This is a genomic window from Caulobacter sp. GW821-FHT11E10 (assembly GCF_058808375.1).
This window is the reverse complement of sequence record NZ_JBXARP010000005.1, coordinates 183,423-197,470: the sequence shown is the minus strand read 5'-3', so window position 1 is coordinate 197,470 and position 14,048 is coordinate 183,423. Positions and strand designations below refer to the sequence as shown.

Below are 14,048 nucleotides of genomic sequence, written 5' to 3'. Positions count from 1 at the left end.
CGCGGCAAACAGGAAACGACATGCAAAGCCTCGACGCCTTCGCCGGCGAGAAGCTGGCGGCCCTCGACGCCAAGAGCCTGCTGCGCCGCCTGAAGCCCACCCGACGCCACGACGGCGCGGTGGTCGAGCGCGAGGGCAAGCGGCTGATCTCGTTCTCGTGCAACGACTATCTGGGCCTGTCGCAGCACCCCGCCGTCCGCGCCGCGGCGGCCGAAGCGGCGCTGAACTATGGCGCGGGCGCGGCGGCCTCGCGCCTGGTGACGGGCGACCATCCGCTGCTGAGCGATCTAGAAAAGCGCCTGGCGCGCCTCAAGGGGACCGAGGCGGCCTGCGTGTTCGGCTCGGGCTATCTGGCCAATACCGGCGTCATTCCCACCTTGGTCGGGCCGGGCGACGCGATCTTTGTCGACGCCCTGGCCCATGCCTGCATCTGGGCCGGCGCGCAGCTGTCGGGCGCGAAGGTCGTCAAATTCGCTCACAACGATGTCGCCGACCTGGAGCGCCTGCTGACGACCGAGCGTCCCCAGGCCCGCCGCGCCCTGGTGGCTACCGACGGTGTCTTTTCGATGGACGGCGACATCGCGCCGCTCGGCGCGCTGTCCGACCTCTGCACGAACCACGACGCCTGGCTGCTCAGCGACGACGCCCACGGGGTCGGGGTGCTGGCCGAGGGGCGCGGCTCGAGCGCCCTATTTCCGGGCGCGGACATCCCGCTCCAGATGGGCACCCTGTCCAAGGCGCTGGGTTCCTACGGCGGCTACCTGTGCGGCTCGCAGGCGGTAATCGATCTCCTGAAGACCCGGGCCCGCACGCTGGTCTACGCCACCGGCCTGCCGCCCGCCTCGGCCGCCGCGGCCCTGGCGTCGCTGGACCTCATCGAGGCTGAGCCGGAATTCACCGCCCGGCCCATCGCCAAGGCCCGCCTGTTCACCCATCGCCTGGGCTTGCCGGACGCCGTGAGCCCGATCGTGCCCGTGGTGCTGGGCAGCGCCGACGCCGCCCTCGCCGCTTCGGCCGCGCTGGAGGCGCAAGGCTTCCTGGTCGTCGCCATCCGCCCGCCGACCGTGCCGGAGGGGACGGCCCGCCTGCGCGTGGCCTTCAGCGCCGTCCACAGCGATGACGATGTTCTCCGCCTGGCCGATGCCGTCGCCGCGCTTAAGGCCGCCTCATGAAGGCCCTGTTCGTCGCCGGAACCGGTACGGACCTGGGCAAGACCCACGTCGCCTGCGCTCTGCTCCGCGCCGCCCGAGCGCGCGGCAAGACCGTCGATGCTTTCAAGCCGATAGTCAGCGGCTTCGATCCCGACGCGCCCGAAGCCAGCGACCCCGCTCGCCTCGCCGCGGCCATGGACCGGCCGGACGCCTGGCGCGCGGTCTCGCCCCGCCGCTACCGCGCACCGCTGGCCCCGCACTTGGCGGCCCGGCTGGAAGGCGAGACCCTGGCCATGGCGGATCTGGTCAGCGATTGTCGGACCTGGTTGGCGGACCGCGACGTCGACCTCGCGCTCGTCGAAGGGGCCGGTGGGGTCATGTCGCCGATGACCGACGACGCCACCAATCTCGACCTGATGGCCGCCTTGAGCCTGCCGATCCTGCTGGTCGCCGGCAGCTATCTTGGCACGGCCAGCCATGTGCTGACCGCGCTGGAGGTGCTTCGGGCGCGCGGGCTGACGGTGGCGGCGATCGTGGTCAGCGAAAGTCTCGACGCGCCGGATCTGGAGCAGACCGTCGAAATGCTGCGCGCCTTCGAGCGCAACGCGCCGATCGTGACCGCGCCGCGCGATCCGACCTGGAGCGCGGCGGCGCTCGCCGATCTGCTACTGAGCTAGCGCCTACTTCTCCAGCCGCGCGACGAGGCTGGACGTGTCCCAGCGGTTGCCGCCCATGGCCTGAACCTCGGCGTAGAACTGATCGATCAGGGCCGTGCTCTGCAGGTTCGCGCCGTTACGGCTGGCCTCGTCCAAAGCGATGCCCAGGTCCTTGCGCATCCAGTCGACGGCGAAGCCGAACTCGAACTCGCCGCGCGCCATGGTCGGCCAGCGGTTCTCCATCTGCCACGACTGGGCCGAGCCCTTGGAGATGGCGGCAAGGACGTCGTCGGTCGGCAGGCCGGCGCGCTTGGCGAAGTGCAGCGCTTCGGCCACGCCCTGGACGACGCCGGCGATGGCGATCTGGTTACACATCTTGGTCAGCTGGCCGGCTCCGACCTCGCCCATGCGACGCACGGCCTTGGCGTAGACCTCGATCACCGGCAGCACGCGGTCGTAGGATGCCTGATCGCCGCCGGCCATGATCGTCAGCTGGCCGTTCTCGGCGCCGGCCTGGCCGCCCGACACCGGCGCGTCGACGAAAGAGCGGCCGGTTTGGGCGGCGAGTTCGGCCATCTCCCGGGCGACCGTGGCGGAGGTGGTAGTGTGGTCCACGATCACCCCGCCCTCCACCATGGCCGGAAGGACCTGCGCCACGACGTCGCGGACGTCGTTGTCGTTGCCGACGCACAGCAGCACGACTTCGGCCCCGGCCACCGCCTCGGCGATGGTCTCGAAAGCCTGGCCACCGTGCTTTTCGGCCCAGCGACGGGCCTTTTCGGGGCTGCGATTGTAGACGGCGACCTCGTGGCCCGCCGCTTTCAGATGGCCCGCCATCGGAAAGCCCATCACGCCCATGCCGATAAACGCCGTCTTCATGCCGCTGCTCCCTTGAGGAAGGCCCGGGATTACGCGTCCAGCGAGGGCTTCGGCAACCCCATCTTAACGACCTTCCGCCAGGTTGCGGCCTTAAGGTTAAGCAGGCTTAAGCACGATGGCGGTCAACAGCGAACAGCCGATCATCATTAAGAAGGTCAAGAAGGGCGGTGGTGCTGGGCACCATGGCGGCGCCTGGAAGGTCGCCTATGCCGACTTCGTGACCGCGATGATGGCCTTCTTCCTGCTGATGTGGCTGCTGAACACGACCAGCCCCGAGCAGAAGCAGGGCATCGCCGACTACTTCGCGCCCGCCTCGATCTCATCCACCACCAGCGGTTCCGGCGGCATCCTCGGCGGCACCTCGCTGGGCGACGACGGCGCCAAGGCCGACGGCAAGATGTCGGTCATCCAGCAGATGGCCCCGGAAGCGCCGGACGACGTCAACAAGGACGGCCAGAGCACCAACACCGCCAGCCTCGACTCGGCCAGCGAGCAAGCCCTGCGCGACGCCCTGGCCAAGAAGGAGCAGGACAGCTTCGCCTCGGCCGCCCAATCGCTGCGCCAGTCGCTGCAGGAAATGCCTGAACTGGCCGAGCTGTCGAAGCAGATCCTGATCGACCAGACTCCGGAAGGCCTGCGCATCCAGCTCGTGGACCAGGAAGGTCGGGCGATGTTCAAGGAAAACTCCAAGGAGCCGAACGATCGCGCCCGTATCCTGCTGCGCGCCGTCTCCAAGGTGATCAACCAGCTCCCCAATCGGGTGACCATCTCGGGCCACACCAGCGCCAACGCCTACGGCAAGAAGCAGGACGGCGACTGGGCGCTGTCGGCTCAGCGCGCCGACGCCTCGCGCCAGGTGCTGCGCGGCGCGGGTGTTGACGACGACCGCATCTACCAGGTCTCCGGCAAGGCCAATTCCGAGCCGCTGTATGCCGACGACCCGACCCTGGCGGGCAATCGCCGGATTTCGATCATCCTGTTGCGTGAAAAACCCGTTCTGCCAGATGGCCTATAGAAGCGGCCTGTGACCGTTAGCCGCGCGAGCGCTCCGTGAAGCTTGCGCAACTGAACGGTATGGCCCCTAATCTCGTTTCAGAGCGGCAATGAGCTGAAAGGGGCAAGGGCTAACGTGACGCAGCATTTTCCGACGCGACAGCTTCGGTTCTTCCTGACGGCGCCCACGCCTTGCCCGTACCTGTCCGGCCGCGAGGAACGGAAGGTGTTCGCCCACCTGCCCCTGTCCGACGGCCCGACGGTCAATGACAGCCTGACCCAGGTCGGCTTCCGCCGCTCCCAGAACATCGCCTATCGCCCTGCCTGCGAGACCTGCCGCGCCTGTCAGTCGGCCCGCGCGCCGGCGGCCGAGTACGTGCTGTCGCGCTCCGAGCGCAAGGTGCTGAACCGCAACGACGACCTTGAACGTCATCTGGTCGAGGCCGAGGCGACGCTGGAGCAGTTCGAACTGCTGCGCCGCTACCTGCTGGCTCGCCACGCCGACGGCGGCATGGCCGAGATGACCTGGCCCGACTATGTGGCCATGGTCGAGGATACAGCGGTCCGCACCCATCTGATCGAGTATCGCACGAAGTCGCAGGACCGCGGTCCGGGCGACCTGATCGCCTGCGTGCTGGTCGATGTCCTCGCCGACGGCCTGTCGCTGGTCTACAGCTTCTACGATCCCGATCAGGTCCGCCGCAGCCTGGGCTCGTTCATCATCCTGGACCATATCGTCCAGGCCCAGCAGGGCGCCCTGCCCTATGTCTATCTGGGCTACTGGGTCCCAGGCAGCGAGAAGATGGCCTACAAGGCGCGCTTCTCGCCGCTGGAAATCCTCAAGCCGGGCGGCTGGTCGCTGATGTCGGCCCGCGAACGCGGCGCCCGCCCGCCCAGCATGCGCGGCGGCGCCAAGGACGGTTGCGACCTGCCGATGAGCGACGCCGAACCGGCCGATCTCGAGGACCTGGGTTAGCGCGAGAAGCTCACGCCCCCGTCCACCGTCACCGCCGAACCCATGACATAGTCCCCCGCTCGCGAGGCCAGATAGATGGCCGCGCCCGCCATGTCCTCGCCCTCGCCGATGCGGCCCGCCGGGATGACCTTGGCCACCGCGTCGGCATGATCCCGGGCGACCTTGTTCATGTCCGAGGCGAAGGCGCCGGGCGCGATACAGCTGACGGCGATGTTCTCGGGCGCCAGGCGCAGGGCCATGCGCTTGGTCATGTGCAGCAGGCCGGCCTTGGACGCGCCGTAGGGATAAGTCTCCTCCCGCGCCACCGACTGGCCGTCGATCGAGGCGATATTGATCACCTTGGCCACATGATCCTTGGCCGCCGCGCGCAACTCGCCGATCAGGGCCTGGGTCAGGAAGAACGGCGTCTTCATGTTGAGGTCGACCGTCTTGTCCCAGCCCGCTTCCGGGAACTCATCGAACGCCGCGCCCCAGGCCGCGCCAGCGTTGTTGACCAGGATGTCGAGCTTGCTCTCGCGTTCCTTGATCCGATCAGCCAGCCCCTGGATCCCCTCCTGGGTCGAGATGTCGCCCGGCAGCGAGACGCACTCGCCGTACTGGCTGAGTTCCTCGGCGGCCGCGTCGCAGGCGGCGGCCTTGCGGGCGGTGATGTAGACGCGCTTGGCCCCGTAGACGAGGAAGCCCTTGGCGATCATCGCACCGATGCCGCGCGAGCCGCCGGTCACGACCGCGACGCGGCCTTCGAGCGAGAAGAGGTTCTGCATGGTCGTATCCTCTAGAAGCCGCGCGCGGCGGCCAGGGCGCCGAGGCGTCCGGTGATGTCGTGGAACTGGGCGACGGTCTCGTCGATGATCTGCTGGGCTGTCTTGATCTGGTCGATCAGGCCAACGGTCTGGCCCGCCAGCGCGGGCGCGGCCTCCATGTCGCCGCCGAAATAGACGCCGAGGATTCCCTTCAGGGCGTCGGGCGGCATCAGACCGGCCTCGTGGATTTCCTTGGTGCGCTCGGACTTCAGGGCGCGGATGCAGGGACTAGCCTTCTTGTTCAGCACCCAGGTGCCGGTCTCCTTGGAGCCGGTGATCGCGGCCTTGTAGTTGTCGTGCACCGGGCTTTCGGCCGAACTGACGAAGCGCGTGCCCATCTGGATCGCCTCGGCGCCCAGGGCGAACGCCGCCGCCATGCCGCGCCCGTCGCAGATGCCGCCGGCCGCGATCAGCGGCACATCGACTCGCGCGCGGATCGCCTGCAGCAAGACGAGTGTCGAGACTTCCTCCGGGTTCTTGAAGCCCCCGCCCTCGGCGCCCTCCACCACCAGGCCGTCGACGCCCGCGTCCACGCATTTGACCGCCGCGTCGACCGTCGGCACGGCGTGATAGACGACGATGCCTGCCTCCTTCAGCGGCCCGACGAACTTGCCGGGGCTGCCGGCCGAGGTGGTCACGAACTTGACGCCGCTCTCGCAGACGAAGCGCAGCATGGCGTCGTCGCGCAGGAACAGGATCGGCAGGTTCACCCCGAACGGCAGACCGCTTTCCGCCATCTTGGCGATCTCGACCTTGCAGTTCTCGGTTTCGCCCGAAGAGGTCTCGATGATTCCCAGACCGCCGGCCCGCGACACCGCCGAAGCCAGCGGGTAGCGGGCGATCCAGCCCATCGGGGCCTGGATGATCGGGTACTTGGCGCCCGTATGGGCCAGGACGCGGTTGCCGGTCATGGGATAAGCAGCACCCGGCCCACGGCCTGGCGGCTCTCGATATAGGCGTGGGCGGCGGCGGCTTCCGACAGCGGGAAGGTCTTGTCGATCACGACCTCCAGCTCGCCCCTGGCGGCCTGCTCGATCAGGTCCTGGATCATATCGTGGACGCGGTCGGTCATGATCTCGGCCCCGAGGAACACGCCTGTCAGCGAGCGGTTGCCGCCCATCAGCGAACTGACGTCGACCTTCATCGGTTCGCGCCCGGCATTGCCGACCAACGAGACGCGGCCGCGATAGCCCAAGGCGCCGAGGCTGCCAGCCAGGGTCGCGCCGCCGACCGGGTCGACCACCAGGTCCACACCCTTGCCGCCGGTCAGCTTCATCGCCTGCTCGACCAGGTCGTCGCGGCTGTAGTTGATCCCGTGGTCCATGCCGAAGACCTTGAGCCGTTCCAGCCGCTCATCGCTCGACGCCGACGCGATCACCGTAGCGCCGGCTTTCTTGGCCAGCTGGATCGCGGCGATGCCCACCGCGCCCGCCCCGGCCTGGACCAGCACCGTCTCTCCAGCCTTCAGACGTCCCGCCCCGAACAGGCACTCGTGCGCCGTGCCGAACGGCACCGGCATGGCCGCGGCCTTCTGGAGATCGAAGCCATCCGGGATCGGCCAGGCGTTGCGCGCCGGCACGGCGCGGAGTTCAGCGTGCGAGCCGAACGCATTCACGGTGACGACCTTTTGGCCCGCCTTCAGGTGGGCGACCTCGGCCCCGACCTCGACGATCTCGCCGGCGGCCTGGTAGCCGACGACGTGCGGGCTGCCCGCCATCTGGCCGCCGCCGCGATTGAGCGTGTCGCCGCCCTCGATGCTGACCGCCTCGACGCGGATCACCACGCCCTGCGGGTGGCAGGCGGGATCGGCGACATCCTCATAGCGGAACACGTCCGGCGAACCGGTTTCGTAATAGACGGCGGCCTTCATTGCGTCCTCCCTGGACGTTCGTTCTTGTTATTTCGCGGGGTCGACCAGCGCGCCGTAGACCAGCTTGGCGCTGTCGTCGTCGATGTCCTTGATCGCCGGGTCGCCGCCCTTGTTGAGGATGTGGATCATACCCAGGAAGAAAAGGTCATTGGTGGGGTCGATCCAGAACCAGGTGCCGGCCGCGCCGCCCCAGCTGTAGCTGCCCTGCCCGTACGGTCCGGCCTTGGCGCTGTCCTCCACCACCGCGAAGTCGAGGCCGAAGCTACGGCCCCGGGCCGTGTTGAACGGCGGTTCGTCCGAATTCATGATCGTGTCGCTGAGCACATTGGTGCGCATCAACTTGACGGTCTCGGGTTTCAGGATGCGCTTGCCCTCGAGCTCGCCGCCGTTCAGCAGCATCTGGGCGAAGCGGGCGTAGTCGGCATTGGTCGAGACGAGACCACCGCCGCCAGATGGCACGGGCGGCGGCTTGGTGATGTCCAGCACCATGAAGCCGTCGGCCGGGACCAGCTTCTTCACCCGCGGACCCCAGACATAGAGCGAGGCCAGGCGGTCCATTTTCTGGGCCGGCAGCCAGAAGCCGGTGTCGGTCATCTTCAGTGGCGCGAAGATCCGCTTTTCCATGAAGTCGCCTAGCGACATCCCGGAAAGGCGCTCGATGATCAGGCCCTGGATATCAACCGCGACGCTGTATTTCCAACGCGCGCCCGGCTGGGCCACCAGCGGCAGGGCCGCGACCTTCTGGACGAATTCCTCGCGTGACTTGGCGCCCAGAACGCCTGTGTCGACATAGGCCTTGTCGATTGGATTGTCGGGATTGAGACCGTAGGCGAAGCCGGCCGAGTGGCTCATGATCTCGCGCATGGTCGGCGGGCGGTCGGCGGGCACGGTATCGAACGAGCCGTCAGGATTGACGCCCTTGAAGACCCGCAGGGATGCGAACTCCGGCACGTACTTGCTGACGGGATCGTCCAGCTTCCACTTGCCCTCCTCGAAGAGGATCATCATGGCCACGCCGGTGACCGGCTTGGTCTGGGAATAGATGCGGAACACCGTATCCTTGGTCATCGGCGGGCCATCGAAGCCCTTCTTGCCGTGGACCTCGAAGTTCACGACCTTGCCGTGGCGCACCAGCATGGTCGTGACGCCCGGCAGGTGACCAGCGTCGACCAGGCCTTGCATGTGGGCGTCGAGCTTCTTGAGACCTTCCGCCGAGAAGCCGGCGCTTTCCGGCGCCGCGGCGACGATGGCGGGCGTCTTGGGCGCGGCCATCGTCGCGGTCGAGCCGCCGGCCAGCAGAACCGCGACCAACCCAATCGCGATCATTTTGCGAAACGCCACGCACCCCTCCCGAACAAATGTTTGAGTGGACCTTAGAGCGGTCGCCTTTGCGTTGAAACCCGCTTTTTCAACGACCAACGCCGGCGACTTTCGCTCGCGCCAGGGTTACGGCTTTTTCACACGAAACAGGGTTGATCGAACAAGGTTCATGTATATTTTTTACTGCACGAGGGATTACGAAATATACAGGTATTGCGCCTCATGGCCACGCTCGACAATCTGATATCGATCTACCGGAACCTGCATCGTCTCCCGGCCAATGCGGAACTGCCCGTCAACGCGTCCTCGCAGATCACGCTGATGGCCCAGGGCATCGACGCGGCCCGCAACGGCATGGCCGGTGATCTCTGGAGCTACACCAGCGCGGTCCGCTGGATCCAGGACAGCACCAAGATGACCACCGAGGTCGCGGTGATGTCGTACGGCTTTCTGGCCGACATTACCCTGGGGACGGGCGGCATCGACTACCTGGTCTCGGCTGCCGGCAACAACCCGAACAACCTGAACAGCGCCTACTACGCCAACTTCAGCTTCGAGAACCGCTACATCAACTTCGCGGTAAACCTGGTGAAGCATGGCGAGGCGAAACAGGCCTTCGAGGCCGAGTATGGTGCGAACGGCACAAGCTACGCTACCTACCAAAAAGCCTATCTGAAGCTGTTTGGGCACGCGGTTTCCATCGACGAGGTCATCTGGATCCTCTCCGAGGAAATCCCGAACGGCCGTGGCGGGTCCTATACGCGCGGTGAGTACTTCGCCGAACTGGGTCGCGACGGCGGCAATGGCCTGGGCACACGCGCGGCGATGGTCGGCTGGCTGATGTCCGAAGCGGTCAAAGGCGGCCAGGGGCCCTATGTCGACGCCGTGCACGCCTATATGGCCGATCTCGGCTTGGACGGCAGAGCGACGCCGAAAGCCGCGTTCTTCTCGCACTATGGCAAGGGCGGCGACGACGTGATCGGCGGCCCCGCCGATCCGGGCCTGCCCGGCGAGAGGGCCTCCTTCGCACACGACTGGAACGTCGACGCCTTCAACAAGGAGCCAGACGACAACACCCACGTCCTGGCCAGCGATGGCAATGACGTGATCAAGCCGATCATCACCAACGGTCCTGGCGGGCTCGACGCCGGTCGACACATCCGCACCGCTGGCGGCAACGACATCGTCACGGTCGACAACGGCTACATGCGTGGCCACATCGACACCAGCACGGGCAACGACGTCATCCTCGTCGAGAAGTTCGATGGTCGGATCACCACCGGCGCCGGCTATGATAGTGTCGATATCGGCTCCTTCGCCGAACTGCACCTGACCGCGGGCAAGGTCACCGACATCGCGGTGATCGATGATTTCCAGAAGGGGTTCGACACCCTGAGCTTCCCCGGAGTGGTCGGCCCTGGCGAGATCCGCCAGCTGTTCTTCATCGCCACGGCGACCTTCGACGACGCCCTGACCGCTTATGCCGGCCTCACCGCCGCCAACAGCAACACCGTCTTCGAGTGGGGCGCCGACACCTACGTCTTCCACCAGAACGCCACGCCGGGCCTCGACGCCGGCGACGGCCTGATCAAGTTGACCGGCGTGACCGGCCTGACCGTCGGCAAAAGCACCGAGGTGGCCGACATCCTGTTCGCGGCCTAGAACTTCAGCCCTTCTAGGATCGTGATGGAGCTCCCCTCGCCTGGCGGGGGGAGCTTTCCCTTTTTCGACGTCAGCGCGCGGCCGCCGTCTTCACGGCCGGCTTGGCAGGCGACTGCCCCGGCGGGACCACCAGCGGCGGGCGGTCGATCGCCTGATAGACCAGGGCCCGGGACTGGGCGTCGAGGCCTGGTCCGACCCCGCCCAGGCGCTGGATCATGCCGACGAAGAACAGATCGTTGACCGGGTCGATCCAGAACCAGGTGCCGGCGCTGCCGCCCCAGCTGACCGTGCCCGGTCCAACCGGCGCGCCCGAGGCGGCCGGATCGATGGCGACGGCCATGTCCAGGCCGTAGCCCATGCCGGCGGCGAACGGGAACGGCTTGGGTCCCGGTTTCAGAACCCCCGCCGTACCGTTCGTGGTGACCACGAAGCCCGCCGGAAGGTGGTTCTGGGTCATCAGGGCCACGGTTTCGGGCTTGAGGATCCGCACGCCGCCCAGTTCGCCCCGGTTCAGGATCATCTGGGCGAAGCGGGCGAAGTCCTCGGCGGTCGAGACCAATCCCCCGCCGCCCAGCGGCGCGGCCGGAGGCTTGCTGACATCGCGCCAAGCGGCCTCCACGGCCGGAACCAGCTGGCCCGTCACCGGATCGGCGTCGTACAGCGCGGCCAGCCGGGGCAGCTTCTGATCGGGCACGTAGAAGGCCGTGTCCTTCATCTTCAGCGGCGCGAAGATGCGCTCTTCCATGAAGATTGGCAGGCTCTCGCCCGACAGCTTCTCGACGATATAGCCCTGGATGTCGGCCGCCACGCTGTAGCGCCACAGCTGGCCGGGCTCGGAGAACATCGGCAGGCCCGAGACCTTCTGGACCAAATCGTTCAGCGAGGTCGATTGCAGAACACCAGCGCGGAAATAGGCCTGATCCGCAACGCTGTTGGGATCATCGGCCAAGCCGTAGGCGAAGCCCGCCGTGTGGGTCATCAGCTCGCGCATGGTCGGTGAGCGCGAGATCGGCGACAGGATCGGCTGGCCCGCCGCGTCGACGCCTGTGGCGATACGCAGGTTGGCGAATTCCGGTACGTACTTGCTGATCGGGTCGTCCAGCTTCCAGAGACCCTGTTCGTACAGGATCATCATCGCCACGCCCGTGACCGGCTTGGTTTCGGAGCGAATGCGGAAGATGGCGTCGAGCGGCATGGGCTCGCCGCCCACGGCGCGATGGCCGAAGGCCCTGGCATGGACAACACGGCCGTGCCGGGCCAGCAGGGTCACGGCCCCGGCGACCTGACCGTTGGTCACCATGGCCTGCATGTGCTCGTCGAGCTTCTTGAGGCGCTCTGCGCTGAAGCCCAGCTCCTCCGGCTTGCCCTTGGGCAGGGCCAAGGCCGGAGTCGCGGCTAGGGCCGCGAAGCCGAAGACGCCGGCCAGTAGGCTCAGCGCGCGGCGACGCAGCCGTCCCCTGGTCATTTGGGCCTGAACCGCTTGGAGGTCGGGAAGCCCTTGGGCGCCAGCTTGCCGGCGCCGGCGCGACGCCCGGCCCATTCCTTCCATTCCGCCCACTCGCGGCGACGGCCGGCGGTGTCGATCCAGAAGGCCCCGGTCTCGGCGTTGAAGGATAGACCGTCGCGCAACCCGCCCTCGCGGTAGGACTGCAGCTTGACGCCCTTGCCGCGCGGCATTTCCGGCAGCTCTTCCAGCGGGAAGATCAGGATCTTGGCGTTGTCGCCGACCACGGCGAACTGGTCGCCCACGGCCTCCAGGCAGAAGGCCGCGCCGGCGGCGTCGACGGTCAGGACCTGCTTGCCGGCCTTGCGGTTAGCCAGGGCTTCTTCCTCGGGCATCAGGAAGCCGTAGCCCAGTTTCGAGGCCAGAATGCGTTTGCGGCCGGCCTTGAACGGGAAGACGTCGATGATCTTCACCTTGTCGTCCAGCTCGATCATCATCCGCACCGGCTCCCCGTGGCCCCGCGCGCTGGGAAGCTTGTCGCAGCCCAGCGTGAAGAAACGGCCGTCGCTGGAGAAGATCAGCAGCTTGTCGGTGGTCTCGGCGGGAACCAGGAAGCCCAGCTTGTCGCCGTCCTTGAACTTCAGCTCGGACGGATCGTCGATCTTGCCTTTGGCGGCGCGGATCCAACCGCGCTCGGACAGGATGATGGTGATCGGCTCGCGCACGATCATCGCCTCGATGGCCGCGTCGGCGTCGACGACCGGCGCGTCGGCGAAGATCGAGCGGCCGGTTGTGCCCGTCGGGCGCGGCTTGTCCAGCGGATGCTTGATCTTCAGCAGCGTGGCGCGGACTTCCGACAGGCCCACGCCGACCAGCTTCCATTGCTTGGCGTCGCTGGCCAGCATCGCGAGAATGCCGTCGCGCTCTTCCACCAGCTCGGCGTGTTCGCGGCGGATCTCCATCTCTTCCAGCTTGGCCAGTTGGCGCAGGCGGGTATTGAGGATGGCGTCGGCCTGGAGGTCCGAGAGGGCGAAGGTCTCGATCAGCTTGTCCTTCGGCTTGTCCTCATAGCGGACGATCCGAATGACCTCGTCGAGGTTCAGGTAAGCGATCAGCAGGCCGTCCAGGATGTGCAGACGGGCTTCGATCTTGGCCAGGCGGTGGCGGGCCCGGCGGGTCAGCACCTCGCGGCGGTGGGCCAGGAAGGCCATCAGGGCCTGCTTGATGCCCATGACGCCCGGCGTGCCGCGCGCGTCCAGCACGTTCATATTGACCGGGAAGCGGCTCTCCAGCGCCGAGAGCTTGAACAGGCTCTCCATCAGCACTTCAGGCTCGACGTTCTTGGACTTGGGCTCGAGGACCAGGCGGATGTCCTCGGCGCTCTCGTCGCGGACGTCGCCCAGCAGGGCGGCCTTCTTGCTGTCGATCAGGTCGGCCAGTTGCTCGACCAGATCCGACTTTTTCACCTGGTACGGAATCTCGGTGACGACGATCTGGTAGGTGCCGCGACCGGTGTCTTCCTTCTCCCACTTGGCGCGGATGCGCACGCCGCCGCGACCGGTCTCGTAGGTCTCCAGTAGCGAGGCGCGGCCCTCGACGATAACGCCGCCCGTCGGGAAGTCGGGACCCGGGACCTTCTCCAGAATCTCTTCCGTCGTCGCGTCGGGATTGGCCAGCAGCAGGTGGCAGGCGTCGATCAGCTCGGCGGCGTTGTGCGGCGGGATCGAGGTGGCCATGCCGACCGCGATGCCCGACGAGCCGTTGGCCAACAGGTTGGGGAAGCCGGCCGGCAGAACCAGCGGCTCCTCGTCCTGGCCGTCATAGGTCGGCTTGAAATCGACCGCGTCCTCGTCGATGCCGTCCAGCAGAAGCGTCGCCGCTTCCGTCATCTTGCACTCGGTGTAGCGCATGGCCGCGGCGTTATCGCCGTCGATATTGCCGAAGTTCCCCTGCCCTTCGACCAGCGGGATGCGCTGGGCGAAGTCCTGAGCCAGGCGGACCAGGGCGTCGTAGATCGACTGGTCGCCGTGGGGGTGGAAGTTACCCATTACCTCACCGACCACCTTGGCGCACTTGCGCGCCGCGGCGTCGGGGTTCAGGCGCATGTTGCTCATCGCGTACAGCACGCGACGATGCACCGGCTTCAAGCCGTCGCGTACGTCAGGCAGCGCCCGCGAGCCGATGGTCGACAGCGCATAGGCCAGATAGCGCCGCGACAGGGCTTCCGTCAGCGGCTCGTCGAGGATGCGGTCGCCGTCGTCAGGACCGCCGGGGGGAAGGACAGGCTTGTTCAT

General features: G+C 67.0%; 12 protein-coding genes. 5 read left to right on the top strand and 7 right to left on the bottom strand.

Features of this window, described 5'->3' with window-relative positions; genetic code table 11:
- Positions 1-20: 20 nt before the first annotated feature.
- The gene (gene bioF, locus AC1RRV_RS12015) at positions 21-1,172 is read left to right on the top strand and encodes an 8-amino-7-oxononanoate synthase (protein ID WP_492859865.1); all 1,152 of its coding nucleotides are present in this window, start codon (positions 21-23) and stop codon (positions 1,170-1,172) included.
- Positions 1,169-1,828, top strand: coding sequence for a dethiobiotin synthase (gene bioD / locus AC1RRV_RS12010; protein ID WP_492859864.1), 660 nt, complete (start codon positions 1,169-1,171; stop codon positions 1,826-1,828). The genes bioF and bioD overlap by 4 nt, the downstream gene beginning before the upstream one ends.
- 3 nt (positions 1,829-1,831) lie before the next feature.
- On the opposite strand, the gene AC1RRV_RS12005 is transcribed toward bioD, so the two are convergent.
- On the bottom strand, positions 1,832-2,686 hold the full coding sequence (locus AC1RRV_RS12005; protein WP_492859863.1) for an NAD(P)-dependent oxidoreductase: 855 nt from the start codon (positions 2,684-2,686) through the stop codon (positions 1,832-1,834).
- Positions 2,687-2,801: 115 nt separating this feature from the next.
- Between AC1RRV_RS12005 and AC1RRV_RS12000 the strand changes: the two genes are divergently transcribed.
- Positions 2,802-3,701: a flagellar motor protein MotB gene (locus AC1RRV_RS12000; RefSeq protein ID WP_492859861.1), complete on the top strand. Its 900-nt coding sequence runs from the start codon at positions 2,802-2,804 to the stop codon at positions 3,699-3,701.
- 114 nt (positions 3,702-3,815) lie between these two features.
- Positions 3,816-4,655, top strand: a complete 840-nt coding sequence (locus tag AC1RRV_RS11995; protein WP_492859860.1) for an arginyltransferase — start codon at positions 3,816-3,818, stop codon at positions 4,653-4,655.
- Here AC1RRV_RS11995 and AC1RRV_RS11990 read toward each other — a convergent pair.
- From AC1RRV_RS11990 to AC1RRV_RS11975, 4 genes are read right to left on the bottom strand one after another with little or no spacing between them, the layout of a single operon-like run.
- Positions 4,652-5,419 (bottom strand): SDR family NAD(P)-dependent oxidoreductase, encoded by a 768-nt coding sequence (locus AC1RRV_RS11990; protein ID WP_492859859.1) that lies wholly within the window; start codon positions 5,417-5,419, stop codon positions 4,652-4,654. The genes AC1RRV_RS11995 and AC1RRV_RS11990 overlap by 4 nt on opposite strands.
- 11 nt (positions 5,420-5,430) lie before the next feature.
- Positions 5,431-6,369: an NAD(P)H-dependent flavin oxidoreductase gene (locus tag AC1RRV_RS11985; RefSeq protein ID WP_492859857.1), complete on the bottom strand. Its 939-nt coding sequence runs from the start codon at positions 6,367-6,369 to the stop codon at positions 5,431-5,433.
- Positions 6,366-7,328: a quinone oxidoreductase family protein gene (locus AC1RRV_RS11980; RefSeq protein ID WP_492859856.1), complete on the bottom strand. Its 963-nt coding sequence runs from the start codon at positions 7,326-7,328 to the stop codon at positions 6,366-6,368. Before AC1RRV_RS11980 ends, AC1RRV_RS11985 begins: the two co-directional genes overlap by 4 nt.
- Positions 7,329-7,355: 27 nt before the next feature.
- Entirely contained in the window at positions 7,356-8,669 is a 1,314-nt protein-coding gene (locus AC1RRV_RS11975; protein ID WP_492859855.1) for a serine hydrolase domain-containing protein, read from the bottom strand.
- Positions 8,670-8,870: 201 nt separating this feature from the next.
- Here AC1RRV_RS11975 and AC1RRV_RS11970 point away from each other — a divergent pair, with 201 nt between their 5' ends.
- Positions 8,871-10,310, top strand: a complete 1,440-nt coding sequence (locus tag AC1RRV_RS11970) for a hypothetical protein (RefSeq protein WP_492859854.1) — start codon at positions 8,871-8,873, stop codon at positions 10,308-10,310.
- Between the two features lie 70 nt (positions 10,311-10,380).
- Here AC1RRV_RS11970 and AC1RRV_RS11965 read toward each other — a convergent pair whose 3' ends face one another.
- Together AC1RRV_RS11965 and parC are read right to left on the bottom strand one after the other, a co-directional pair.
- Complete coding sequence (locus AC1RRV_RS11965; protein WP_492859853.1) at positions 10,381-11,775, bottom strand: serine hydrolase domain-containing protein; 1,395 nt, start codon at positions 11,773-11,775, stop codon at positions 10,381-10,383.
- Positions 11,772-14,048, bottom strand: a complete 2,277-nt coding sequence (parC, locus tag AC1RRV_RS11960) for a DNA topoisomerase IV subunit A (RefSeq protein ID WP_492859852.1) — start codon at positions 14,046-14,048, stop codon at positions 11,772-11,774. The genes AC1RRV_RS11965 and parC overlap by 4 nt, the downstream gene beginning before the upstream one ends.